Origin of the sequence: Mesorhizobium sp. B2-4-15, assembly GCF_006658505.1 — a bacterium.
In the GTDB taxonomy this organism is placed as follows: Bacteria; Pseudomonadota; Alphaproteobacteria; order Rhizobiales; family Rhizobiaceae; genus Mesorhizobium.
Window position 1 is genome coordinate 41,046 of the sequence record NZ_VFUZ01000025.1, and the last position, 22,745, is coordinate 63,790.

Here is a 22,745-nt window from a genome sequence, read left to right on the forward strand (position 1 = left end):
CCTCAGGACCGCTGCTGTCTCAGCATGGCAATGACCCGGCGCACGCTCTCAAGCGTCTCGTCGATTTCGGCAGCCGTGTTGTAATGAGCGATGCCGATGCGAACGACACCGTGCTCGGTCGGGATGCCGAGTTGGTGGACGATCTCCCAGGCGTAGTTATGGCCGGACCACAGGAAGATGTTTTCGGCGTTCATCTGCCGCACGATCGTTTCCGGGACGATAACCTCGACGGTGAAGGAGACCGTCGGCACCCGATCACCGAGCCGTTTCGGATCGGTGATGCCGTGGATGGTCAGGCCTGAAATATCGGACAGGCCGTCGATCAGCCTTTGCGCCAGCGGGTTTTCATAGGCGATGGACACTTCGAACGCCCTGGCGATCTTCTGCCTCCTCGAGCCGCCCTCGCCCGCCGCCGCACCCAGCCCGGCAAAATAATCGACCGCCGCCGTAAGACCGGCCATCAGTTCGATCTGCGGCGTGCCGAGTTCGAAGCGCTCCGGCAAACCGTTGGACGAACAGCGGCATTTGTAGGCTTCCAGGCTGTCGATGACGTCGCGCCGGCCCCACAATATGCCCATATGCGGGCCGAAGAACTTGTAGGCCGAGCAGATCAGGAAATCGCAGCCGAGATCCCGTACGTCGATCAGACCATGCGGCGCGAACTGGACGGCATCGACATAGACCAGGGCGCCGGCCTGTTTTGCAAGTTGGGTCAGAGATCTAACCCTGTTGATCGAGCCGGTGAGATTGCTGGCGTAGTTCAAGGCGACGAGCCGTGTCCTGCCGGACAGCAGATCGGCCAGCGTTGCCTCCTCGACCTGCCAGCTCTTTTCATCGAACGGCAGCCAGCGCACAACCAGGCCGAGATCCTCGGCCAATTGCAGCCAGGGCGACACATTGCCCTCGTGATCCATGCGGGTGAGGATGATCTCGTCGCCCGGCTTCAACGTGCGGCCGAGTGTGCGCGACATGTGATAGGTCAGCGTCGTCATGTTGGCGCCGATGATGATTTCCCGCGGGCTCTCCGCACCAAGGAAATCGGCCATTGCCTGATGCGCTTCGTCGACGACTGTTTGAGCAGCGACCGTCGTTTCGAAATAACCGCCGAGATTGGCGTTTGTGGTGAGCAGGCAGCGCGCGACCGCGTCGGCGACGGCTTGCGGCACCTGCGTGCCGGCAGGATTGTCGAGATAGATGCGGCGGCGGCCCTTGTCGGTCAGTGAGAGGGCGGGAAATTTTCCACGCACGGCCTCGATCGAAAAACCAACCATTCTCTCCACCCCTCTGTTTTGCCGCGATAATTCTGCAACCGGACCCGATCAAGGACAGGGATTACCGACCCTCTGGTGAATGGCATCCACTGCCTTCTGCATCTCTTCGGTCCACACCACATCGACGGAGGATAGTGCCATGTCGAGTTGCTCGACACTGGTGGCTCCTACGATGTTGGACGTGACGAAGGGACGGCTCGATACGTAGGCATTGGCAAACAGGGCCGGCTCCAGCCCGAAACTGCGCGCCAGCTCATTGTATTCGAGCTGCGCTTCGGCCGCATTCGGTGTCTCATAGCGCTGGCCACGGTTGAACAGTTGCGAGCGCGAGCCCTGCGGGCGCGCGCCATGATCGTATTTGCCGGTCAGGTAGCCCTGCGCCAACGGCGAGTAGGCGAGCAACGACACGTCCTCACGCGAGCAGACCTCGGCAAGGTTAACCTCGAAGGTGCGGTTCACGAGATTGTAGGCGTTCTGGATCGACGCGACGCGTGGACCGATTCCTTTGTCGGCCTCTGCGACGAAGCGCATCACGCCCCACGAACTCTCGTTCGACAGGCCGAAATGACGGATTTTTCCAGCCTTCACCAGTTCATCGAACACTGCGAGTGTCTCGGCGATCGGGGTTTCGCCAGCCGACGCGCCGACAGAATCCGCACGACGCGCTACCGCGCCGACGCGTGTTGGGTTGGCGCCCCAGGGGATGTCCCGTTCCGGCCAGTGGATTTGGTAAAGATCGAGATAGTCCGTGCCAAGCTTGGCCAGCGACTTGTCGATGGCGTCAAAGATATCGGCCCGCACCAATTGCGAGGGCCTGTCGCCGCGAAACCAGCTGTTGGGGGTGCGACCGACGACCTTGGAGGCGAGGATCACCTTGTCGCGGTTACCTCTCGCCTTCATCCAGCTACCGATAATCTTTTCGGTCCGCCCCTGTGTCTCGGCCTTGGGCGGAATCGGATAGAGTTCGGCGGTGTCGATGAAATTGACGCCGCGCGAAAAGGCCAGGTCCATCTGGGCGTGCCCCTCGGCCTCGGTGTTCTGCTGGCCCCAGGTCATCGATCCTAGGCAAATCTGGGTAACAAGAAGATCGGTCCGACCGAGACAGCGTTTGTGCATGGAATTCTGCTCCGGAGGGAAAGCTTGCGCGGCCGCGCGGGGAGGAAATCGCACCTTACAGGAAAGCGGTGGCGCTCTCCAAGTCTCGCAAGGCCGGACTTTTAAGTCGAGGCGTTTAGCGGCGCACGCGGGCTACGGCGCGGCGCTTGGCCTCGTCGATCAGCATGTTGGCCACCTGCATGCGGACCATGGCGCGCTGGCGCAGATGCGGGGCGACACGGTCCGGATGATTGGCGAAGGCAAAGCTGCGGCGCATGCGGCCGAAATCGGCAGCGCCCTTGGGCTGATCCAGGCCCAGTTCGGCCGCGATCGATTCAGGATCGATCGGTGGCAGTTCTTCTTCGGGTTTCGGCTCCTCGCCAATCAGAGCCAGCCTGGCATGGTCGAGCAAGGCGGCAAATTCGCTCGCCAGATCCGCGCCTGCCTCACGATATTCGGCGGCGGATACCTTGATGCGGCCGGAATGGAGTTCATCCGCCACCGAGAGATAATCGAAGGGAATGGACGGACGCGCGCCCGTCTCGTCGGCCTCGATGCCGTCACCCTTTTCGGAAGCAACGAAGAGATCGTCGAGCAACGAAGCGAAATCACGCTTGGCGCTGGTAGCGATGTCAGCCTCCTCCTTGCCCGACTGTTCCGTTATCAGAAACATAGAACCGGCTCGTTAAAAATAGATGCCACCGGTCTTGATGAATTTAGCCATTCGGAGGATCGCGCCCGGTTCCCAACAAAAGCCGGACTGCACTTTCGTGCAGCCCGGAAATTCGCCAGGAGTGGCGAGGAAAACTGGCCATGTGCCAGCGACCAAGCTACGGTTTGTGCGGCGCGAAAGTTTCACCAGGCTCGCGAAAAAATCTTATGAAAAATCATTCGGACATGGCAGGCATGCGAATGCTGCACTGCACAATTGTCACGATTCACCTATATTGAGGGCCGTGGAGGACCAATCAGGAGCCTGAATCATGGGTTTCTTCACTGAAATGTTCGCCCGGCCACGGCCGCAGGAACATTTGCGATATCGCGCGGCACTGGCGCTGCTCCACTCTATGAGCAATGCCGACCGCGCCGACATCGGCATCAAGCCAGCCGATTTTCCGCGCATCGCCCGCGAAATGTCCGTTCGCTAAGCTGGTTTGCGAGATGTCCCGGATCGATCCGGGACATCTCAAGACCTCAATCCTCAACGCGTTCCGAGGAATGTCGCCTTGCCGAGCGGCACGCCATTGTGGCGAAGGATGTCGTAGGCGGTGGTGAGGTGGAAATAGAAGTTGGGCATGGCCAGATGCAGCAGGTACTTCATCCCGCCCATCGTCGTTTCACGCCCACCGAGCTTCAACTCGATCGTCTTGTCTTCCGAACCGTCGATATCGGCTGCGGAAAAAGTCGTCAGATGTGTAACCGTCTTAGCTATCCTCGCCTCAAGGTCGGCAAAGCTTGCCTCGTTGTCCTCATATTTCGGCACTTCGCGGCCAGCCAGCCGCGAGGGCGCGCCCTTGGCATGATCGGTTGCGATCTCTGCACCTGCCTGGTCAAGGCGAACATGTCGGGCGCCAGCCGCGCCGTCAGAAACACCTGCGGGTCGATCTTGCGATCAAGCGCATTCTGTTCGGCAGCCGCCAGAACACGGGAAAGGGCTTTCAGCCTGGCCGAAAACACCGGCACGGATGCCTCATACATCGATATTGTCACGTCAAATCTCCTGTCCGGTCTGAGCGCCGTCAGCTGGAGCTAGCGCCTCAAGGCGCGATTCTTCAAGCGCTATGCGCGCCGCGTCACCACGCCGCCGCAATCGCAATGGTAGAATCCGCGTTATCGAACGCGGAGATTCCCGATGAGACGCGTCCTTCTCGCAGCGACTGCCCTTCTCTCCCTTGCCGCGACGGGCCTGCCGTGCCTCGCCGCCGGCGATGCTCCGGAAGCGCCCTATATCGACGACCGGTCGAGTGCCGAGGCGGTCATCCGTTCGCTCTATAGCGCCATCAGCCGGCATGAATTCGCCCGCGCCTGGGGCTATTTCGGCGATACCAAGCCGGCTAAGGATTTCGACAGTTTCGTCAAGGGCTATGACGGCACCGACAAGGTCGAAGTCGCGACCGGTGCGGTTTCAGACGAGGGAGCCGCCGGCAGCATATACTATAACGTGCCCGTCGCCATCCGTGCCACGGACAAGAAGGGCGGCGAAAAGGTCTTTGCCGGCTGCTACACGCTGCGCCAGGTGAATGCCCAGGCCCAGGCGGAGCCACCGTTCGATCCCATCCATATCGAGAAAGGCGCGCTGAAACCTTCCACCGCCGATTTCGAAGGGGCGTTGCCGGCAAGCTGTGGCGACGGACCGCCGCCGCCCAAGAAGGACACCGCGCTCGAACAGGCCAAGAAGGCTTTTCTGGCGACGTATGGCGACCAATGCGACAAGAATCTCTTGGTCAACGGGCCGGAAACTTTCTCGATCAAGTACAGGGACAAGGACGCGGCCGCCAGCGATCCCGACCGGGAAACGCGGCTTTTCCATTTCTCTTGCTCGGCCGCGGCCTACAATGAGAACTCCATCTACTACATGAGCGATGATGTATCAGGTGTGCGGCAGTTGCAGTTCACCGAGCCGGAGATGGATATCCGCTACGTGAACAACGACAGCGAGGGCAAGGTCGAATCCATGCACATCGTCGGCTTCCGGACGACAGGCTGGGCGACCAATTCCAGCTATGACAAGGATGCCCACACGATCACCACCTTCAACAAATGGCGTGGCGCCGCAGATGCCTCTTCATCGGGCACCTATCTATTCCGCAACGGCGATTTCTCGCTGGTCCAGTATGATGTCGACGCGTCCTATGACGGCGAGCAGAACCCGCAGACAGTCGTCGACTACAACACCGCCCCCTGAAGGGCCGGCAGGTTTCCGGCGGCGGTCAAGGCGCCTTCGACAGCATCCAGTTGAGTGTTCCCCGCCAGTCGGCCATGCGGATCGGCGTGCCGTGCGTGCCTGTCTCGAAGCGGACGAAGCGGGTCGGATATGTCTTCGACTTGGCCATGATCGAGCGGAAGAAGGCTTCCTGATTGGCCACGGGAAAGACTACGTCATGGCTGCCCTGGCCGAAGAAGACCGGCACGCGGCGTTTAAAGGCGGGGCTATCGAAAAAACTCTCGTCCCAGAGCGAGCCGAGCAACAGCAAGCCATCGATGCGGCCGCCCGTATCCTTGCGTCCCGCAAGCTTCCAGCACAGTGCGCCACCCATGGAGCCGCAGGCGACGAAGATCTTCGCACCCGGAGACTGTTCGGCATAGTGATCGATCAGGGCCGCGACCTGCGCGGCGCCCTTGTCGCCGAAATCGGGGAAATCCGGAGAGAGATAGAGGCCGCCGTTGCCGGCCATCAGGTTCTTGATGCGATTGAAATTGCCGCCGAAAGTGAAGTCGTCGACCCCTTGCTTGCGGCTGCCGCCCTGTCCATGCAGATAGAGCACGATGATAGCAGCGCCTTGCGTCTTGCCGACAGCGACATGCCTGACATCGCCGGCGTCCGTCTTCAGCATCAGATCCTGCTGCACCTTGCGCACGCCGGTATCGGTATATTGCGGATGCACGCGTTTTTCCGGCACCTCGTCGCGCTGGTTGATGTCGCGCATTTCCCGGTAGTCGATGACCATGTAGGCGCCATTGGTGTCGGACGAAAGCGTGGCCGGATAGGCGAAGAGATCGTCCTTGAAGGGTTTTAGTTCAAGCGCATTGGCGTGGGCGGCAGGAAACAAGAAGAATATTGCAGTCAGAAATGCTCGCAAACCTCGGCGCTGCACCCCCCTCGGGCCTACCGGCCATCTCCCGCTCAAGGGGGGAGATTGGATGTCATGATGGCTTTCGCCAATTTTCGACGTTGAAAAAAAGGCGCCGGGGCCAAAGCCGCCGATCTCCCCCCTTGAGGTGGAGATGGCAGGCAGGCCAGAGGCGCGACGAAACGAGAAAGAAAAATTCATTGCCGAGGCATGCGTAATACAGCTTGGGTTTGTCAATCCTGCAGCACGCCGCCGGCATCCTCCAGCGCCTCGCGGGTGTCGACATCGACTGACGCGCCCTCGCCGATCTCGACATCGATGACATCGAGCCCTTCGGCCTCGACCAGATGGCGGGCACCGGTATCGCCTTCGAGATGGGCGATCGCCGGGAACAGCGAGCGTGGCAAAAGCACCGGGTTGCCGCGCTTGCCCTCATGCGAGGCGCGAACCACCGAATTGCCTCCAGCCTTGCGGAAGGCATCGATCAGCCTGTCGAGGTCCTCGGACGCGACGCCCGGCATGTCTCCCAGCACGATCATCGCGCCGGCGGCGTCCTCAGGCAGGTAGGCAATACCGGCTTTCAGCGAGGTGGACAGGCCATCGCTGAAATCGGGATTGTCGGCGAAGATGACGTCGAGATCCGACAAGGCCGCGCGTACCCGCTCGCGCTGATGGCCGGTGACGACGATCGTGCCCGATGCCTTCGAGGCGAGCGTACGCTCGGCGGTACGACGCACCAGCGGTTGGCCACCGAACAGCGCGAGCAATTTGTTCGGCCCGCCCATGCGGCTCGACCGGCCGGCCGCCAGAAGAACGATCCCGACCTTGAGCTTGCTCTTGGCGGGCAGCGGCTCGCGGGGCTGCGGCCGCGTCGGGATTTCCATCAACAGCCCGCCGACCCCCATGCCGGCAATGTCGCGCGCGGTGACGTCGAGGCCGGCAATCAATCGGTCAAGCACCCAGTCGAAGCCATTTTCCTTGGGACTGCGGGCGCAGCCGGGCGCACCGATGACGCGCTTGCCGCCAAGCGTGCCCAGCACCAGCAGATTGCCGGGATCGACCGGCATGCCGGCGCGGATGACGGTCCCCCCCGCCATTTCGATAGCCGCCGGAACGACATCGGCGAAATCGCTCATCGCCGAGGCGCCGAAGATCACCACCATGTCGTTGTCGCACGCCAGCGAGCTGGCAGCCTCGGCCAGCGGCGCGATCTCGTGCGGCGTGCGGCGTTCCGCCGTCAGCCTGCCGCCCGTGCGCGCCAGCCGTGCTTCGGTGACACGCAACGTCTTGTCGAGCACACCGGGCTTAATACCCGGCAGAACCGTCTGGATGACGCCGACGCGCACCGGTTGATAGGCGTTGACCGCAAAGATCTCGCCGCCGGCACAGATTCTCGTCACGGCGCAGATAAGCGTGGAGGCGACAGCGAACGGGATGATCTTCACCGTCGCGACCATCCCGCCTTTCTCGACCGGCGCGTGCTGGGGCAGCGTCGCGATGGTGATGGCGGGATCGACAACGTTGATGGCGTCGATCATGGCGGCATCGACCGTGAAGATGCCGGCCGCCCTGGCATGGAGATTGACCCGACCGGTGGCGGCGGGTCTGGCCTCGACGCCGCTGAAAGTCATGCTCTCGGTAATTCTCTGTGCTGCGGCGTCCTCGCTGAGATCGTCCGCGGCCAGCACGGCCGCAACGACCTGCGATACACCTGCTGCTTTGAGTATGGAGACATCTTCGGCGCTGAGCCTGTGGGCCTTGCGAAAGCGCCTTTCGCCGGCGGTGGTGGCATGCGCCAGCACCGCGCCTTCGGCCGTCTCGATCGGGATCGGACCGAATTTCACGCCACCACGCCCACAGAAGGCCGCGCGTCAACCTGGACGCGCGATGCAGAGGCATCGAGGACGCGCGAGCGGAAGGCGGAGATGGTTTGCGCGAGAATGGCGACCGCGATCTCGGCGGGGCTCGCGGCGCCGATATCGAGCCCGATCGGCGCGTGGATGCGGGCGATCTGCTCGGCACTCGCGCCCAGCGCCAGCAAGCGCTCGACGCGCTTGGCATGCGTCTTGCGGCTGCCGAGCGCCCCGACATAGAAGCAGTTGGCGTCGAGCCCCGCCTTCAGCGCGAAATCGTCGATCTTCGGATCATGGGTGACGGCTGCGAGAGCCGTGTAGCTGTCGAGCGGTTGGCGCTTCAATACGTCTTCCGGCCACTCGGCGTGCAGGACGACATCGGGAAAGCGGTCCGGCGTGGCGAAAGCGGTGCGCGGATCGATGATCTCCAGCGGATAGCCGGCAATCCTTGCCATCGGCGCCAGCGCCTGGCTGATATGGACGGCGCCGATCACCACTAGGCGCGGCTGGGGCAGATGCGCATTGAGAAAGAAGGTCCGTCCTTCCGCTTCGACGGAACCGGAATTGCCCGATCGGAAAGCCCTGGCGATCGCCGTTCCGAGCTCGCCCGCAACTTGGTCGCCCTCACGCACGATACGATCGCGGCCGTCACCGAGATCGGTCACCAGGATCGCCGCGCGGCGGGCGCGTCGTTCGGCGTTGAGGGTTTTCAGCGCATAGGGATCCATTGGATCAGCCGAGCCTTTCCACATAAACCTTGATGCGGCCACCGCAGGACAGGCCAACCTGCCAGGCGGTCTCATCGGCGACGCCGAACTCCATCATCCTTGCCTTGCCGGAGCCGATGACGTCCATCGCCTCGGTCACCACCGCGCCCTCGACACAGCCGCCCGAAACGGAGCCGTGGAAATTGCCGTCCGCGTCGATGACGAGGTGGCTGCCGACCGGGCGTGGCGCCGAACCCCAGGTCTCGACCACGGTCGCGATGGCGACATCCTTGCCTTCCTTCATCCAGCCTTCCGCGATGATCAGCGGATCGCGGGCCTCATCGAGATAAATGCTGTCGCTCATCGTTGCTTCTCTCAGGGGTCTGTTTTTCCAAGGAGCCGAGAAACATATGGCTATGCGGCGCGCCTCGCGCCAGCATCCATCCATCGGCGGGGATCGACGGAAAGCGCCGATTTCTTGTCCAGCGAGGCGCAGAGGTCGGCGAGCGCGTCGAGATTGTGCACCGAGCGGAATTCATCGACGTGCGGCAGCATCGCCTTGACGCCGCGAGCGCGTGCCTGAAAACCGTCAAAGCGCAGCAATGGGTTCAGCCAGATCAGCCGTCTGCAGGATTTATGCAGCCGCTCCATCTCCTCCGAAAGGCCGGCGACATCGTCGCGCTCCAGCCCGTCGGTGATCAGAAGCACGACCGCGCCCTGTCCCAGCACACGCCGCGACCATGTCAGATTGAACTCGGCCAGCGCATCGCCGATGCGGGTGCCGCCGGACCAGTCCTTGACCGCCACCGAACAATCGGCGAGCGCCGCATCGGGATCGCGATGGCGCATTTGCCGCGTCAGATTGGTCAGCCTGGTGCCAAAGACGAAGGTGTGAACGCGTCGGCGTTTTTCCGTCAGCGCGTGCAGGAAATGCAGGAAGATGCGCGTGTATTGGCTCATCGAACCAGAAATGTCGGCCAGCACCACCAGCGGCGGGTGGACCTCACGGACCGAGCGGAATTTCGGCAGGATCAACTCGCCGCCGGTGCGCGCGGCCGAGCGCATCATGGCGCGCGGATCGATGCGGCGGCCATGCGCATCGGCCTTGAAGCGCCTTGTCCGCACCATATCGACGGGCAGCCGCAACTCGGCGATCGCCTTCCTGGCGTCGGCCATCTCGGCGGCATTCATCTGGGCAAAATCCTTGCCCCGCAACACCTCGTTACCGGAAAATGTGAAGCGGGCATCGACCTCGATCTCGGGAACTTCCCGCGGCGGCTGGTTCTTGTGGTGGCCTTCGAACATCGCCTGGGCGACACGGTTTTCAGCCGCGCGCGGCTTCTGCTTCTCCCTGACGTCGGGCGCCACCGGCGAAAACATCGCCAGCAGTTTTTCGATCAGTTCGCGCGACTTCCAGAACAGCCGGAAAGCCTCGTCGAAGGTGGGGTGATCCTCATGTCGTGAGACCAGCACGGCATGCAGCGTCCAGTAGAAATCATCGCGCGAGCCGATGCCGGCGGCGAGCACCGCCTCGATCGCGTCCTTGACCGAGGCCGGCCCGACCCGCATGCCGGCCTTGCGCAAGATGCGGGCAAAATAGACGATGTTGTCGGCGATGCGGCCGTCCGCCGTTGCCTCTCTGGGGTCTGGACGCGGCGCCTTCATTGCGGCTACTCCGCCGCCGCGAGTTCGGCTTTAACCTCGTTGAGGATGCGCCGCCCTTCGCCCTGTTCGATGCGGGCAATGTCATCCTGATATTTCAACAGCACGCCGATCGTGTCGGATACGGTCTCGGGATCGAGCGCCACCTTGTCGAGTTCGGTCAGCGCGCCGGCCCAGTCGATGGTCTCGGCGACGCCCGGCACTTTGAACAGCTCCATCCGGCGCAGCTTCTGGATGAAGGAGACCACCTCCGCCGAGAGCCTCTGGTTGGCCCGCGGCACCTTGCGGCGCACGATCTCCAGCTCGCGCTCGGCATTGGGATAATCGACCCAGTGATAGAGGCAGCGCCGCTTCAGCGCGTCGTGGATCTCGCGGGTGCGGTTGGTGGTGATGATGACGATCGGCGGTTCTTCCGCCTTGATGGTGCCGAGTTCGGGCACCGTCACCTGGAAGTCGGACAAGATTTCGAGCAGGAAGGCCTCGAAGGCTTCGTCCGTGCGATCGAGTTCGTCGATGAGGAAAACCGGGGCCGCCCCCGTCTTGCCGGTCAACGCGTCCAGCACCGGGCGGCGGATGAGGTATTTTTCGGAGAACACGTTGCGCTCCATGGCGAAGCGATCGACCTTGCCGGCCGCCTCCTCCATGCGAATCTCGATCATCTGCGCGGCGTAGTTCCACTCATAGACGGCCGAGGAGACATCGAGCCCCTCATAGCACTGCAGGCGGATAAGCCGGCGGCCAAGCGCCTCGGCCAGCACCTTGGCGATCTCGGTCTTGCCGACGCCAGCCTCGCCCTCGAGGAACAATGGCCTGTTCATGCGCAGCGACAGGAAAAGCACGGTCGCCAGCGACCGGTCCGCCACATAGTCCGCGCCGGTCAGGAGATCGAGCGTCTCGTCGATCGTCCGCGGCACGGCTCGCGGTCTCAAATCGCTCATTCCTTCTCCGTGGGCGCCGCTGCCCCACTGTCCAGAACGTGGTAGCCGCGTGCGTGATAGATCAGCGGCCGCAAATTATCGCCCATGCGTAGGCCTGTCACCTTGCCAAAAAGCACACGATGGGTCGCCAGATCCTTGGTGTCGATCAGTTCGCAATCGAACACCGCGAGCGCGCCCTTCAACGTCGGCGCGCCGGTGGAAATCACGTCCCATTCGCCGAGCGCGAAACGCTCCTCGACCGGCAGGCCGGTGATGCCAGAAAACCCAATCGACAGCGGCTGCTGGTGCGACGCCAGCGTGTTCAAGGCAAATCTACCGTTCTTCACGAAAGGCTCGTTCTTGGGATTCTCGCGGTTGAGGCAGACCAGGATGGTCGGCGGCGTGTCCGATACCGAACAGGCAGCAATCACCGTCGCGCCACGCTTGCCCGCCGGCCCGTCCGTGGTGACCACATGGACGTGACCGGCAAAATGGCTCATCGCGTCGCGATAGGCCTGCGGTCCAATATCGTTCTTCTTCAGCACCGGAATTTTCCACAGCCAGAAACCCTACCGCTATATATGGCCAGACATGACATGCCACAAGCGAAGTGCTTGGCCCATATCCCTGAATTCGCGTGTTGCACCAAGGCCGGGCAGCCTTTAGGTCTTGGATGGATTGATGCCTGCGCTGTTATTCGCGGGCTTGGAGGGACTCTTCGAAAGGATGCGATCCGGGGCAACGATATCCGCACTGGCCTGGCTGCTCGTGGCCAGCACGGCCAGCGCTGAGACGCTCACCGTCGGCGTCGCCGCGCCCCTGTCGGGACCATCGGCCATCCTCGGCAAGCAGATCGAGACCGGCGCCGAACTTGCGGCGGAAGCAAACGGCATCGAACTCAAGACCGAGGACGACGCCTGCACCGCCGATGGCGGCGCGGCCGCGGCCAGGAGCTTCGCGGCGGCCAAGGTCGGTATCGTGGTCGGCTTCCTCTGCACAGAGGCGATCGAGGCGGCGTTGCCGATCCTGAAGGACGCCAATATTCCGGTCATCACCGTCGGCGTGCGCACCGAAAGTCTGACCGACCGCCGCGCCAAGACCGGCTGGCCGGTCTATCGCCTCGGGCCGCGCGGCGACGATGAGCGCAACGCCGTTGCTTCCGCCCTCATCCACCTGTGGCAGAACGAACTGTTCGCCATCATTGATGACGGCACCATCTATGGCCGCGAGATCGCCGAGACATTTCGCGCGGCGGCGGAACAGGCGGCGCTGAAACCTGTGTTTGTCGACACGTTCCGGCCACAGCTCGACAACCAGATCGGCCTCGTCGGCCGGCTGAAAAAGGCCGGCGCCACCCACGTCTTTGCCGGCGGTGACGGCGATGACATCGCGATCATGGGCCGGGATGCCGCGCAGCTTCAGGCGGGTATCGTCTTTGCCGGCGGCGAAAATCTGCGCACGCCGCCGAACAACGTTCCCTACGCAGCGGGCACGCTGATGATCGCGCCGCCCGAATGGGCCGATGTCGCCGATCGCAAAGTGCTGGAAAGCTTTTCCGCCCGAAAGATCGTGCCGGACGGCTACACGCTGCCGGCCTACGCAGCGGTTGAGATCGCCAAGGCGGCGTCAGCCTTGTCCGAGAGCTCGGGACAGCCGCTCGCCGACGCCCTGACCGGGCATGATTTCACCACCGCGATCGGCCCGATCCGCTTCGATGCCAAGGGCGACCTCAACCAGAGCCTTTACCGCGTCTTCCGCTTCGACGGCACGCGCTTCGTGCCCCTGGAAAGCAACTGATGTTCCGCACCGGTCCGCGCAATCTGATCACCGATGTCGCCGGCCTGCGCGTCGGCAACGCGTCCGATACGAGACTGAAATCCGGCGTGACGGCTGTGCTTTGCGACGAGCCGGCGGTGGCTGGTGTACAGATCCTGGGCGGTGCGCCAGGCACACGCGAGACGGACCTTCTCGAACCGCACAATTCGGTGGAGACGGTCCATGCCGTGGTGCTTTCGGGCGGCTCGGCGTTCGGCCTCGACGCGGCGTCCGGCGTGCAGGGCGCGCTGCGCAAGCGCGGCATCGGCTTCGAGGTCGGCGGCTTTCGGGTGCCGATCGTGCCGGCCGCGATCCTGTTCGATCTGCGCAATGGCGGCGACAAGGATTGGGAGCGTTATCCCCCGTACCGGGATCTCGGCTACGAGGCGGCGCAATCCGCCGCGACCGATTTCCAACTCGGCACCACCGGCGCCGGCACCGGCGCGCTGACCGCAGGGCTGAAAGGCGGCCTGGGCTCAGCCTCGACCCTGCTGGACAGTGGCGTCACCATCGGTGCGCTGGCCGCCGTCAACCCGACCGGATCGGTCACAGTCAGCCGCACCCGCCATTTTTGGGCGGCGCCGTTCGAAATCGGTGACGAATTCGGTGGGCAGGGATACCCCTCACCAATGCCGGACGATGCGAAGAGCATCTTGCTGAAGTTTCGCGACAAGTATGCCGGGCAGCAGATGGAAACCGGTGGCAACACCACCATCGCCGTCATTGCCACGGATGCGATCCTCACCAAGGCCGCGGCAAAACGCCTGGCGATGTCGGCGCATGACGGCTTCGTACGCGCCATCTGGCCGACCCACACGCCAGCCGACGGTGATCTGGTGTTCGCGCTGGCGACGGGCAAGAGCGGCATCCGGCTCGAAGCCGATGCGGCAATCGACCTCTATGCCGCGGCCGGCGCCACCATGGCGCGCGCCATCAGCCGCGGCGTGTTTGCCGCGACGCCAGCCGACAATGATCTGTTTCCCGTCTGGTCGTCGCGTCGCTAAAACGGGTTGCCGTTCACGCAAACGGCAACCCGTTCTATCTCGTTGTGTTGACGCAATCCCGAATGGGATTGGCCGAAGCCGTCAAATCAGACCGGATCGGATTTTTCTTCCTCGAACGTCACCGCGACATCCGAGTTCGCCGATAGCCACACCTTCTTGCCATCGACCTCGGCAACCAGGGCCAGAGGGATATAATGATGATGGCCTTTGTGGGCGCCCTCGCCGCTGTCAGCCTTGGTCAGCTTGATACGCTGGCCGTCGACCTTGTCGACGGTGCCCAGATGCACGCCATCGGCACCGACGACTTCCATATGCTCACGAATTTTGCTGGTGACGGTCATGGTGGTTCTCCGTTGGGGACTGCCGACAATAACAAATGACGAGCCGTTTGGATGCATTTTTTGGCGAACGACATTTGATACGGCCGTCGAACCGACCGCCAGATCGAATGCCTTGCAATACCGATCCCCACCATGCCGACTGGTATGCACCCGTCTTCACCTCATCCGGGCTTTCAGCTCGTCTTCACTTTGGCGCTCCATCATTTCGTGGTGCTGGGTATCCCGGCTCTGTTTGCCACCAGCATCTGCTTTGCGCGGCAGCGACGTTGAGCATTTTGCCCACCTCTGATAGGACGCGGCCAACGCAACGCGAAGCTGGAAATCGATCCATATGATCCCTCGCTATTCCCGTCCGGAAATGGTCGCCATCTGGTCGCCCGAAACCCGGTTTCGCATATGGTTCGAGATCGAGGCCCATGCCTGCGACGCGTTGGCCGAACTCGGCGTCATCCCGAAGGAAGCGGCGAAAACAATATGGGAAAAGGGCGGCGCGGCGAAATTCGACGTCGAAAAGATCGATGAGATCGAGCGCGTCACCAAGCATGACGTCATCGCCTTCCTGACCCATCTTGCCGAATTCGTCGGACCCGACGCGCGCTTCATCCATCAGGGGATGACGTCTTCGGATGTTCTCGACACCTGCTTGGCCGTCCAGCTCACCCGCGCCAGCGACATCCTGCTCGCCGACATCGACGCGCTGCTTGCCGCGCTCAAGCGCCGCGCCTTCGAGCACAAGGACACCGTCACCATCGGCCGCAGCCACGGCATCCACGCCGAGCCGACAACCTTCGGCATCAAGCTGGCGCAGGCCTATGCCGAATTCTCGCGCTGCCGCGAGCGGCTGGTGCATGCCCGGGAGGACATCGCGACCTGTGCCATTTCCGGGGCGGTCGGCACCTTCGCCAACATCGAGCCCTATGTCGAGGAGTATGTGGCGGCAAAGCTCGGGCTGAAGCCGGAGCCGGTGTCGACGCAAGTGATCCCGCGCGACCGCCACGCCATGTTCTTTGCCACGCTTGGCGTCATCGCCTCGTCGATCGAGCGGCTGGCGATCGAGGTCCGGCATCTGCAGCGCACCGAAGTGCTGGAAGCGGAAGAGTTTTTTTCCCCTGGCCAGAAGGGCTCGTCGGCCATGCCGCACAAGCGCAATCCGGTGCTGACGGAAAACCTCACCGGCCTCGCCCGCATGGTGCGTTCCATGGCCCTGCCGGCGATGGAAGACGTGGCACTCTGGCACGAGCGCGACATCTCGCACTCCTCGGTCGAACGCATGATCGGCCCGGATGCCACGGTGACGCTCGATTTCGCGCTCGCGCGGCTGACCAGCGTCGTCGACAAGCTGGTTGTCTACCCCGAGAACATGCTGAAGAACATGAACAAGTTCCGCGGCCTTGTGCATTCGCAGCGCGTGATGCTGGCGCTGACGCAGGCTGGCCTGTCGCGCGAGGACTCCTACCGGCTGGTGCAGCGCAACGCCATGAAAGTGTGGGAGCAAGGGGCCGATTTTCTCGAGGAGCTTTTGGCCGACAAGGAAGTGACCGCTGCCCTGCCGGAAGCGGAAATCCGCGAAAAATTCGACCTGGGTTACCACACCAAGCATGTCGACACGATTTTCAGGCGGGTGTTCGGTAAGGCGTGAGGCGAGCTTTCCTTCTCCTCGTCACTATACGGGGAGAAAGACGCTGTCGCCGACGGTTTCGCCAACCAACTGCCGATCAGGCCTTGCCGGGGACTGTCCTGATGATCGTGCCCCAAGGGTCTTCGCGGGTCGTTTCGCTGGCCACGTTGTCTGAGCGCATCTCGACCCAGGCAAGGCCCGAGCGGGACGGGTCGCGGCGGCCGGCGCCGGCGCTCTGCCAGGCATTGGCACCGATATGGTGATGGTAATGGCCTGACGACAGGAACACCGCCTGGCCGCCATATTTGGCCACCGTGTCGAAGCCGAATTCCTGATTCCACCAGGCCTCGGCCTCTTCCGGTCTGCCGACGCGCAGGTGGACGTGACCAACAATGCTGTTTTCTGGCGCGCCCTGCCAGCCCGCATCGCCGGCCGGCACTTCGGCGACGACAGAAGGAATGTTCAGCCGCTCGGTCGCCATGGCGATCCTATCGCTGTTCCACGTCCAGTCCTGTGGACGGCGGTCGGCGTAGATCTCGATGCCGTTGCCCTCGGGGTCGGTCAGGTAGAGCGCTTCGCTGACCAGATGGTCCGAAGCACCCTCGACGGCGATCTTGTCTGATATGGCGTGGTTGATCCAACGGCCGAGATCGGCACGGCTGGGGAGCAGGAAAGCCGTGTGGAACAGGCCGGCGCTGCGCGGATCGTCCGGCTTGGCGGAAGCATCCGGCTCGAGGACAAGCAATGGACGGTTGGCGGCACCAAGGGTGATCGCGCCGTCGGCCCGGCTCAATTCCTGAAGGCCGACAACCCGGCGGTAATAAGCAGCGAGGCTTTCGGCATCGCGCGCCTTCAGCCCGACACGGGCAACGCTCACCGGCGTGGTGGCGGCAAATGGCAGTTCGCTCATTCTTGTCTCCGTTTTGGCAACGCTTGAGGAAGCTCCCAAGCCAGGAACCCGGCGCCGCCGATCATTGTACGTCGTGTCAGCGCCAAAATCCCGGTCCTCCACGGCTGGTTCTCCAGACGACAGATCGTCCATCGCGATCGTTCACACAAGGCGGCGAAAAGCGAACATGGTGTTCACCATTACGAACAGGAGCGCGTCGATCAATGGTTGCATGAGGCAATCGCGCTCGCTATCTCAGCGCCATGAAAGTCAAAGACGCAGATATTCTGATCGTTCCGGGCTACACCAATTCCGGACCCGAGCATTGGCAGACCCGCTGGCAATCGAAACTGTCGACGGCGCGGCGCGTCGAGCAGGCGGAGTGGTCGAAACCGGTGCGCGAGGACTGGACGGCGAGCGTGGCCAAGGCGGTCAACGAGGCCGAGAGACCGGTGGTCATCGTCGCTCATTCGCTCGGTGTCGCGGCGGCCGTGCAGGCCATGCCGCAATTCGTGAAGCCGGTCGCCGGGGCCTTTTTGGTGGCGCCGCCCGATGTCGCGAACCCCAAGATCAAGCCGAAGCATCTGATGACCTTCGGCCCCTACCCGCGCGAGCCGTTGCCTTTTCCCTCGATCGTGATCGCCAGCCGCAACGACCCGTTCTGCGCCTTCGATGTCGCCGAGGACATTGCCGGCGCCTGGGGCTCGCTGTTTATCGATGCCGGCGAGACCGGTCATCTCAATGCGGATTCAGGCTTTGGCCCTTGGCCCGAGGGATCGATGACCTTCGCCAAGTTCCTGACCGAACTCTGACATATGGCCAAACTCTACGCCGAGGCAGCAATCAAACCGCGGACCTGAAATAAACAATAATTTAAGGTAACCCGCGTTTATTTGCCATGCTAGCGCATCCGCTTGTTGAACGTATATTTTAGAGCGGACTTAAATAAGTATTATTCATATTCAGTCAAAGGGCCAATGCTTGCGCAAGGATACCTCCCTGGAATTCTTGAGAGGTGTCGCGGCGCTTGTTGTTTTGAATGGGCATAACTTGGCTGCTTTTGCTCCGTCGGCAAACGGCACCGGAGACGCCGCTGCGCAATCGCTCAAAACAAGTCCGGCTTTCGTCGCCTTCAATGGTGCCTCCGCCGTCTATCTGTTTTTCGTTCTGTCTTCCTATGTGCTTGTGAAGCGTTATTTTCAGACCCGCAAAGCAGAATACCTGCGGCTGGCTGCGATCAAGCGCCTGCCACGCCTGGCTGGCCCGGTGCTTGTTACGGCTCTGTCGTCCTGCCTTGTCTTCAAGCTCGATCTATATTTCTTCGAGGATGCGGCCGCCGTAACCCAATCGAAGTGGCTGAGCAGCTTCGGCAACGCTTCAAAGACACTTTCGCCGGAGACCGCGAGTTTCGCCGACGCGTTCCTGCAGGGCGCTTGGCGGACATTCATTTTCGGCGACCAATATTATGACAGCAGCCTGTGGACCATGGTGGTCGAGTTCTGGGGGAGCATGCTGATCTTCGCCCTCGCCCCGATCATCTTTTTCCTCCAGGCCCGCTCGGCGCTGCTGTCCTGGTTCGGCGTCGCAATAGGCGTGTTCTTGGCGTTGCAAGTCAATTTCTACCTTTGTGCCTTTCCGGCCAGCCTGGTTCTCTATTCTCTTCTGGCCATGGAATTTCGCTCGAAGCCATGGGTAAGAGGTGCCTTGGTGACCGTTTCCCTGATGCTGCTGGGTTATGCTGGGAGTGCCGTGGGCATATACCGCCCTTTCGCCGTGCTTGAGATCGCGGTTTCCGATGTAGGCTTGCGGCAAGCCTGCGTGTCCATCCCGGCAAGCATCATGTTGGTCTACGCCATGCTGAGTGTGGAGAACCCGCCGTCATGGTTGTCGAGCAAGGCAGCACGTTTCCTGGGCGAAATGTCCTTCCCGCTCTATCTCGTGCATGTACCCGTCATCTGCTCATTGGGGTCATGGATGGTGCTGGCCAGCGGCTCCGCCGCACTCGCCACCGCCGCCACCATACTGGGTTCGATCGTCGCCGCGTTGCCGCTGATGGCCTTCAACAACTGGTGGGTCCAGGCACTCAACGCTCTGTTCAACAAATTCAGACGCAGCGCGCCAGCCACGGCGGCGCCCGAAACGGCATGACCACGCGACTCTTGTGGGAGCAATTCGTCCAGTCCGGACTCAGGACCCGATCGAGTCCCGCATGCTCTTCAGCAGGGACTTCGCGCCCAACGAAACCAGTGCATGCTCGGAGCCGGTGGCGAGCAGGCGATAGCCCATCGACACGACACGGCCGGTAATTGCCGGTTCGACGACATAGATCGCGGCATGTTTTCCGGCCTTGCGGGTGCGCTCGGCAACCGAGGCGACCGTCTCCATCATGCTCTCCAGTGTGGAATTGACCGTGGCGCCATTGGTCCAGGCGATCGAGAAATCGGACGGTCCGAGGAAAATGCCGTCAATGCCCGGCGTATCGAGAATGCCGTCGAGAGCATCGAGCGCGGCGCGCGTCTCGACCATTGCAAAAGCCATGGTGCGCTGATTGGTGCCGCGCAGCCATTCGGCTTGGTCGCCCTTTCCATGGCGCGGGAAGGCATAGGTCGGGCCCCATGAGCGCTCGCCGATCGGCGGATATTTCATGGCCGCCGCGAACAGCCTTGCGTCGGCGACCGAATTCACCATCGGCGCGATGACCGCCTCGGCGCCGAAATCGAGCGCCCGGCTCGCCATGTCGAAACGGCCGACAGGAATGCGCACCAGCGCCGGCTTGTTTGCGGCGAGCACCGGCATGAGACCGCGAAGCACGCTGTCCTCGTGATGGCCGCCATGCTGCATGTCGAGCGTAACCGCATCGAATCCCTGTCTGGCGAGAATCTCGACGGTCAGGGCATCCGGCACGCCGGACCAGGCGGTAACCAGCGTTTCATCGGCGGCAAGGCGGGACTTCAGGGACATCTAATCTCTTTCCTTGTTAACGTCGGCAGTTCAGCCGGAAAGCGCGACAAAGGCAAAGAAAAACCGCCCGGAACGGCCGGGCGGTCGATTGGTCCAGTCATTCCTAGGTTTGTCGCAGACACTTTTGCGGAGCCTGCTTCGGCCCGGATCAGGTGTTCTTGATCTGCTCGATGGCCTGCGCCATCAGTTCGTCCATGGTGCGACGGATCTGATGGTCCGACTGGGCGACGCCCGCGGCATCGAAATCCTTGCGGATCTTGCGGAACACGTCGTGATCGCCGGCTTCCTCGATATCGGAAACAACCACTTCCTTGGCGTAGGCATCGGCGTCGGCGCCCGACTTTCCAAGCTTTTCAGCAGCCCACAGGCCAAGCGCCTTGTTGCGGCGCGCCGAGGCCTTGAACCGGAGTTCCTCATCGAAGGCAAACTTGCGCTCAAAGCCCTCTTCGCGATCCTTCATGCTGCTCATGGCTTCCCTCCGGGTCAAATCCGATTCGTTGGCGATGGATATGTGTATTGCCAAAGCACAAACCAAAAGGTCGCGAGCCGGTCAATATGCTTCGTCGCATGCTGCGCTGCGGCATTTCGGTCCTGAAAGCGGTTGATTGAAAGGATTTGCCGATTGAGCAAACGATGTGATTGGGATAGACCCGGCATTGAACGCCCCCGTCGCCGCACTAATTTAGGCAGACGGACAGGAACTGGTCGCTTGCCGCCTGCCCGCAAATCCAGAGAAAAATCAAATGAAAAATCGCCGCCGCATTTATGAAGGCAAGGCCAAGATCCTCTATGAGGGACCCGAGCCGGGCACGCTCATCCAGTTCTTCAAGGATGATGCCACCGCTTTCAACAAGAAGAAACACGAGGTCGTCGACGGCAAGGGTGTGCTCAACAACCGTATTTCCGAGCACATCTTCAACCATCTGAACCGCATGGGCATCCCGACCCATTTTATCCGCCGGCTCAACATGCGCGAGCAGTTGATCAAGGAAGTCGAGATCATCCCGCTCGAAGTGGTGGTGCGCAATGTCGCCGCCGGTTCGCTGTCCAAGCGCCTCGGCATCGAGGAAGGCACGGTTTTGCCGCGCTCGATCATCGAATTCTATTACAAGGCCGACGCGCTCGACGATCCGATGGTGTCCGAAGAGCACATCACCGCGTTCGGCTGGGCGAGCCCGCAGGAGATCGACGACATCATGGCGCTCGCGATCCGCGTCAACGACTTCCTCTCCGGCCTGTTCATGGGCGTCGGCATCCAGCTCGTCGACTTCAAGATCGAATGCGGCCGCCTGTTCGAGGGCGACATGATGCGCATCGTCGTCGCCGACGAGATTTCGCCGGATTCCTGCCGCCTGTGGGACGTGGCGACGCAGGACAAGCTCGACAAGGATCGCTTCCGCCGTGACATGGGCGGCCTCGTCGAAGCCTACCAGGAAGTCGCCCGCCGCCTCGGTATCATGAACGAGAACGAGCCGCCCCGCCCCACCGGTCCGGTGCTTGTCGCCTCGACCGATGGCCTCAAGGGCAAGCCGCACTAACCAAGACCACTATTCGAGCAGGAGCATGTCCAGCGTGATCAAGGCCCGCATTACCGTCACCCTCAAGAATGGCGTGCTCGACCCTCAGGGCAAGGCGATCGAACACGCGCTGTCGGGACTTGGCTTCGATGGCGTCGGCACGGTGCGGCAAGGCAAGGTGTTCGACGTCGAACTGGCGGAGACCGATAAGAGCAAGGCCGAAGCCGACCTGAAGGCCATGTGCGACAGGCTGCTGGCGAATACGGTGATTGAGAACTACAGTGTGACACTTACCTGACGTTGTATCGGAGGGACTATGTCGGAAGTCACGAATGAGGTGATGTTCGAGCTTCTCAAGCGCGTGCATCACGAAATTGGTGAACTTCGTCAGGATGTTTCCGCGACGAAACGGGAATTGAATGTGACGCGAGGCCATATGGTGGCAACGCAAAGCGATATCCACAACATCTACGGCATTCTCGCCCGCCAGGATGATCGGCTTGAACGCATTGACCGCCGTCTCGACCTGCGCGAACTCGCCGAATCTCAGAGGCCTTTCGAACCAAAATGAAATCAGCTGTCGTCCTCCTGCCTGGCCTCAATCGCGACCGCGACATGATCGCGGCGCTGACCAAGATTTCGGGACATGCGCCGGCTACTGTCTGGCAGACCGATACCGAAATCCCCGATGTCGACCTGATCGCCATTCCGGGCGGGTTCTCGTTCGGCGATTATCTGCGTTGCGGCGCGATCGCCGCGCGCATGCCGGTCATGCGGGCGGTTGCCGAAAAGGCGGCCAAGGGCGTCATGGTCATCGGCGTCTGCAACGGCTTCCAGATCCTGGTCGAGGCCGGACTGCTGCCAGGCGCCTTGATGCGCAACTCCTCGCTGAAATTCGTCTGCCGGCAGGTAAAACTGCAGATAACCAACGCCAACACCATGTTCACCCGCCGCTATCAGCCCGGCCAGATCATCCGCTCGCCGGTGGCGCATCACGACGGCAACTATTTTGCCGACGCCGAGACGCTGGCTCGCGTCGAAGGCGAAGGCCAGGTGGTGTTCCGTTATGCGGAGGGCACCAATCCGAACGGCTCGATCAACGACATTGCCGGCATCATCAACGAACAAGGCAATGTGCTTGGTCTGATGCCGCATCCTGAAAATCTGATCGAGACCGCACATGGCGGCAGCGACGGCCGTGCGCTTTTCGAAGGCGCCCTCGGCATCGCCGCCTGAAATCATCGAGGCGGACGCGTTGAGAACAGCCGGACATTCCAGCCCGTCTTGTTGGAAAAGTTCGCTTC

At 62.0% G+C, this 22,745-nt stretch carries 25 protein-coding genes and 1 pseudogene; 11 read left to right on the plus strand and 15 right to left on the minus strand.

Translation table 11 applies throughout. The features are described from left to right. Nucleotides 1-2: 2 nt before the first annotated feature. From FJ930_RS24270 to FJ930_RS24280, 3 genes are all read right to left on the minus strand, one after another. Nucleotides 3-1,271: a cysteine desulfurase-like protein gene (locus tag FJ930_RS24270; protein WP_141840416.1), complete on the minus strand. Its 1,269-nt coding sequence runs from the start codon at nucleotides 1,269-1,271 to the stop codon at nucleotides 3-5. Between the two features lie 48 nt (nucleotides 1,272-1,319). Further along, entirely contained in the window at nucleotides 1,320-2,387 is a 1,068-nt protein-coding gene (locus FJ930_RS24275; RefSeq protein ID WP_141840417.1) for an aldo/keto reductase, read from the minus strand. A 115-nt stretch (nucleotides 2,388-2,502) separates the two neighbouring features. After that, nucleotides 2,503-3,039, minus strand: a complete 537-nt coding sequence (locus tag FJ930_RS24280; protein WP_246677011.1) for a hypothetical protein — start codon at nucleotides 3,037-3,039, stop codon at nucleotides 2,503-2,505. A 310-nt stretch (nucleotides 3,040-3,349) separates the two neighbouring features. Here FJ930_RS24280 and FJ930_RS24285 point away from each other — a divergent pair, with 310 nt between their 5' ends. Beyond that, complete coding sequence (locus FJ930_RS24285; protein WP_140493788.1) at nucleotides 3,350-3,514, plus strand: hypothetical protein; 165 nt, start codon at nucleotides 3,350-3,352, stop codon at nucleotides 3,512-3,514. A 53-nt stretch (nucleotides 3,515-3,567) separates the two neighbouring features. Here FJ930_RS24285 and FJ930_RS30850 read toward each other — a convergent pair. Then, a pseudogene (locus FJ930_RS30850) lies at nucleotides 3,568-4,076 on the minus strand (DUF1993 family protein). Between the two features lie 142 nt (nucleotides 4,077-4,218). On the opposite strand from FJ930_RS30850, the gene FJ930_RS24295 reads away from it, so the two are divergent. After that, entirely contained in the window at nucleotides 4,219-5,271 is a 1,053-nt protein-coding gene (locus tag FJ930_RS24295; protein WP_141840418.1) for a DUF1176 domain-containing protein, read from the plus strand. 25 nt (nucleotides 5,272-5,296) lie between these two features. Here the strand turns inward: FJ930_RS24295 and FJ930_RS24300 are convergent, their stop codons facing one another. The 7 genes from FJ930_RS24300 to FJ930_RS24335 all read right to left on the minus strand — a co-directional run bounded on the left by FJ930_RS24300 (nucleotide 5,297) and on the right by FJ930_RS24335 (nucleotide 11,841). Beyond that, nucleotides 5,297-6,145, minus strand: a complete 849-nt coding sequence (locus tag FJ930_RS24300) for an alpha/beta fold hydrolase (RefSeq protein WP_141840443.1) — start codon at nucleotides 6,143-6,145, stop codon at nucleotides 5,297-5,299. A 245-nt stretch (nucleotides 6,146-6,390) separates the two neighbouring features. Further along, nucleotides 6,391-8,001 carry a molybdopterin-binding/glycosyltransferase family 2 protein gene (locus tag FJ930_RS24310; RefSeq protein ID WP_141840419.1) on the minus strand — a complete coding sequence of 537 codons (1,611 nt, stop codon included), beginning with the start codon at nucleotides 7,999-8,001 and terminating at the stop codon, nucleotides 6,391-6,393. After that, nucleotides 7,998-8,738 carry an XdhC family protein gene (locus FJ930_RS24315; protein ID WP_141840420.1) on the minus strand — a complete coding sequence of 247 codons (741 nt, stop codon included), beginning with the start codon at nucleotides 8,736-8,738 and terminating at the stop codon, nucleotides 7,998-8,000. Before FJ930_RS24315 ends, FJ930_RS24310 begins: the two co-directional genes overlap by 4 nt. Before the next feature lie 4 nt (nucleotides 8,739-8,742). Then, nucleotides 8,743-9,081 (minus strand): XdhC family protein, encoded by a 339-nt coding sequence (locus tag FJ930_RS24320; RefSeq protein ID WP_141840421.1) that lies wholly within the window; start codon nucleotides 9,079-9,081, stop codon nucleotides 8,743-8,745. A 50-nt stretch (nucleotides 9,082-9,131) separates the two neighbouring features. Then, complete coding sequence (locus tag FJ930_RS24325; protein WP_141840422.1) at nucleotides 9,132-10,382, minus strand: VWA domain-containing protein; 1,251 nt, start codon at nucleotides 10,380-10,382, stop codon at nucleotides 9,132-9,134. Between the two features lie 5 nt (nucleotides 10,383-10,387). Beyond that, complete coding sequence (locus tag FJ930_RS24330; RefSeq protein ID WP_141840423.1) at nucleotides 10,388-11,317, minus strand: MoxR family ATPase; 930 nt, start codon at nucleotides 11,315-11,317, stop codon at nucleotides 10,388-10,390. Continuing rightward, complete coding sequence (locus tag FJ930_RS24335) at nucleotides 11,314-11,841, minus strand: flavin reductase (RefSeq protein WP_140699222.1); 528 nt, start codon at nucleotides 11,839-11,841, stop codon at nucleotides 11,314-11,316. Before FJ930_RS24335 ends, FJ930_RS24330 begins: the two co-directional genes overlap by 4 nt. A 181-nt stretch (nucleotides 11,842-12,022) precedes the next feature. On the opposite strand from FJ930_RS24335, the gene FJ930_RS24340 reads away from it, so the two are divergent. Both FJ930_RS24340 and FJ930_RS24345 read left to right on the plus strand, forming a co-directional pair. Continuing rightward, nucleotides 12,023-13,093 (plus strand): branched-chain amino acid ABC transporter substrate-binding protein, encoded by a 1,071-nt coding sequence (locus FJ930_RS24340; protein ID WP_141840424.1) that lies wholly within the window; start codon nucleotides 12,023-12,025, stop codon nucleotides 13,091-13,093. Further along, nucleotides 13,093-14,115, plus strand: coding sequence for a P1 family peptidase (locus tag FJ930_RS24345; RefSeq protein WP_141840425.1), 1,023 nt, complete (start codon nucleotides 13,093-13,095; stop codon nucleotides 14,113-14,115). The genes FJ930_RS24340 and FJ930_RS24345 overlap by 1 nt, the downstream gene beginning before the upstream one ends. Before the next feature lie 86 nt (nucleotides 14,116-14,201). Here FJ930_RS24345 and FJ930_RS24350 read toward each other — a convergent pair whose 3' ends face one another. Then, nucleotides 14,202-14,456: a DUF2171 domain-containing protein gene (locus tag FJ930_RS24350; RefSeq protein ID WP_140738920.1), complete on the minus strand. Its 255-nt coding sequence runs from the start codon at nucleotides 14,454-14,456 to the stop codon at nucleotides 14,202-14,204. 331 nt (nucleotides 14,457-14,787) lie between these two features. Here FJ930_RS24350 and purB point away from each other — a divergent pair, with 331 nt between their 5' ends. Next, nucleotides 14,788-16,095 carry an adenylosuccinate lyase gene (purB, locus tag FJ930_RS24355; protein WP_141840426.1) on the plus strand — a complete coding sequence of 436 codons (1,308 nt, stop codon included), beginning with the start codon at nucleotides 14,788-14,790 and terminating at the stop codon, nucleotides 16,093-16,095. 76 nt (nucleotides 16,096-16,171) lie between these two features. Here the strand turns inward: purB and FJ930_RS24360 are convergent, their stop codons facing one another. Then, on the minus strand, nucleotides 16,172-16,984 hold the full coding sequence (locus FJ930_RS24360) for a VOC family protein (protein ID WP_141840427.1): 813 nt from the start codon (nucleotides 16,982-16,984) through the stop codon (nucleotides 16,172-16,174). Nucleotides 16,985-17,226: 242 nt separating this feature from the next. Between FJ930_RS24360 and FJ930_RS24365 the strand changes: the two genes are divergently transcribed. After that, nucleotides 17,227-17,775, plus strand: coding sequence for an alpha/beta hydrolase (locus FJ930_RS24365; protein WP_141840428.1), 549 nt, complete (start codon nucleotides 17,227-17,229; stop codon nucleotides 17,773-17,775). A gap of 169 nt (nucleotides 17,776-17,944) precedes the next feature. Continuing rightward, nucleotides 17,945-19,111 (plus strand): acyltransferase, encoded by a 1,167-nt coding sequence (locus FJ930_RS24370; protein WP_141840429.1) that lies wholly within the window; start codon nucleotides 17,945-17,947, stop codon nucleotides 19,109-19,111. 39 nt (nucleotides 19,112-19,150) lie between these two features. Here the strand turns inward: FJ930_RS24370 and FJ930_RS24375 are convergent, their stop codons facing one another. Together FJ930_RS24375 and FJ930_RS24380 are read right to left on the minus strand one after the other, a co-directional pair. Further along, nucleotides 19,151-19,924: an HpcH/HpaI aldolase/citrate lyase family protein gene (locus FJ930_RS24375; protein WP_141840430.1), complete on the minus strand. Its 774-nt coding sequence runs from the start codon at nucleotides 19,922-19,924 to the stop codon at nucleotides 19,151-19,153. A 148-nt stretch (nucleotides 19,925-20,072) separates the two neighbouring features. After that, nucleotides 20,073-20,393, minus strand: a complete 321-nt coding sequence (locus tag FJ930_RS24380; RefSeq protein ID WP_140738906.1) for a DUF1476 domain-containing protein — start codon at nucleotides 20,391-20,393, stop codon at nucleotides 20,073-20,075. A 274-nt stretch (nucleotides 20,394-20,667) separates the two neighbouring features. Between FJ930_RS24380 and purC the strand changes: the two genes are divergently transcribed. From purC to purQ, 4 genes are read left to right on the plus strand one after another with little or no spacing between them, the layout of a single operon-like run. Further along, a complete protein-coding gene (purC, locus tag FJ930_RS24385) occupies nucleotides 20,668-21,462 on the plus strand; it encodes a phosphoribosylaminoimidazolesuccinocarboxamide synthase (RefSeq protein ID WP_140609361.1) in 795 nt (264 codons plus the stop codon). 34 nt (nucleotides 21,463-21,496) lie between these two features. Then, nucleotides 21,497-21,739 (plus strand): phosphoribosylformylglycinamidine synthase subunit PurS, encoded by a 243-nt coding sequence (gene purS / locus FJ930_RS24390; RefSeq protein ID WP_141840444.1) that lies wholly within the window; start codon nucleotides 21,497-21,499, stop codon nucleotides 21,737-21,739. Nucleotides 21,740-21,757: 18 nt separating this feature from the next. Beyond that, the gene (locus tag FJ930_RS24395; protein ID WP_141840431.1) at nucleotides 21,758-22,012 is read left to right on the plus strand and encodes a hypothetical protein; all 255 of its coding nucleotides are present in this window, start codon (nucleotides 21,758-21,760) and stop codon (nucleotides 22,010-22,012) included. Continuing rightward, nucleotides 22,009-22,677, plus strand: a complete 669-nt coding sequence (purQ, locus tag FJ930_RS24400; protein ID WP_140738900.1) for a phosphoribosylformylglycinamidine synthase subunit PurQ — start codon at nucleotides 22,009-22,011, stop codon at nucleotides 22,675-22,677. Before FJ930_RS24395 ends, purQ begins: the two co-directional genes overlap by 4 nt. Nucleotides 22,678-22,745: the final 68 nt, after the last annotated feature.

Excerpts from the sequence above, each read along its gene's own strand:
- FJ930_RS24340 (WP_141840424.1), top strand. The coding sequence starts at position 12,023 with ATGCGATCCGGGGCAACGATATCCGCACTGGCCTGGCTGCTCGTGGCC.
- FJ930_RS24375 (WP_141840430.1), bottom strand. The coding sequence starts at position 19,924 with ATGTCCCTGAAGTCCCGCCTTGCCGCCGATGAAACGCTGGTTACCGCC.
- purB (WP_141840426.1), top strand. The coding sequence starts at position 14,788 with ATGATCCCTCGCTATTCCCGTCCGGAAATGGTCGCCATCTGGTCGCCC.
- purQ (WP_140738900.1), top strand. The coding sequence starts at position 22,009 with ATGAAATCAGCTGTCGTCCTCCTGCCTGGCCTCAATCGCGACCGCGAC.
- FJ930_RS24350 (WP_140738920.1), bottom strand. The coding sequence starts at position 14,456 with ATGACCGTCACCAGCAAAATTCGTGAGCATATGGAAGTCGTCGGTGCC.
- FJ930_RS24345 (WP_141840425.1), top strand. The coding sequence starts at position 13,093 with ATGTTCCGCACCGGTCCGCGCAATCTGATCACCGATGTCGCCGGCCTG.
- FJ930_RS24330 (WP_141840423.1), bottom strand. The coding sequence starts at position 11,317 with ATGAGCGATTTGAGACCGCGAGCCGTGCCGCGGACGATCGACGAGACG.
- FJ930_RS24295 (WP_141840418.1), top strand. The coding sequence starts at position 4,219 with ATGAGACGCGTCCTTCTCGCAGCGACTGCCCTTCTCTCCCTTGCCGCG.
- purC (WP_140609361.1), top strand. The coding sequence starts at position 20,668 with ATGAAAAATCGCCGCCGCATTTATGAAGGCAAGGCCAAGATCCTCTAT.
- FJ930_RS24395 (WP_141840431.1), top strand. The coding sequence starts at position 21,758 with ATGTCGGAAGTCACGAATGAGGTGATGTTCGAGCTTCTCAAGCGCGTG.
- FJ930_RS24280 (WP_246677011.1), bottom strand. The coding sequence starts at position 3,039 with ATGTTTCTGATAACGGAACAGTCGGGCAAGGAGGAGGCTGACATCGCT.
- FJ930_RS24285 (WP_140493788.1), top strand. The coding sequence starts at position 3,350 with ATGGGTTTCTTCACTGAAATGTTCGCCCGGCCACGGCCGCAGGAACAT.
- FJ930_RS24270 (WP_141840416.1), bottom strand. The coding sequence starts at position 1,271 with ATGGTTGGTTTTTCGATCGAGGCCGTGCGTGGAAAATTTCCCGCCCTC.
- FJ930_RS24315 (WP_141840420.1), bottom strand. The coding sequence starts at position 8,738 with ATGGATCCCTATGCGCTGAAAACCCTCAACGCCGAACGACGCGCCCGC.
- FJ930_RS24360 (WP_141840427.1), bottom strand. The coding sequence starts at position 16,984 with ATGAGCGAACTGCCATTTGCCGCCACCACGCCGGTGAGCGTTGCCCGT.
- FJ930_RS24380 (WP_140738906.1), bottom strand. The coding sequence starts at position 20,393 with ATGAGCAGCATGAAGGATCGCGAAGAGGGCTTTGAGCGCAAGTTTGCC.
- FJ930_RS24320 (WP_141840421.1), bottom strand. The coding sequence starts at position 9,081 with ATGAGCGACAGCATTTATCTCGATGAGGCCCGCGATCCGCTGATCATC.
- FJ930_RS24275 (WP_141840417.1), bottom strand. The coding sequence starts at position 2,387 with ATGCACAAACGCTGTCTCGGTCGGACCGATCTTCTTGTTACCCAGATT.
- FJ930_RS24365 (WP_141840428.1), top strand. The coding sequence starts at position 17,227 with ATGAAAGTCAAAGACGCAGATATTCTGATCGTTCCGGGCTACACCAAT.
- FJ930_RS24325 (WP_141840422.1), bottom strand. The coding sequence starts at position 10,382 with ATGAAGGCGCCGCGTCCAGACCCCAGAGAGGCAACGGCGGACGGCCGC.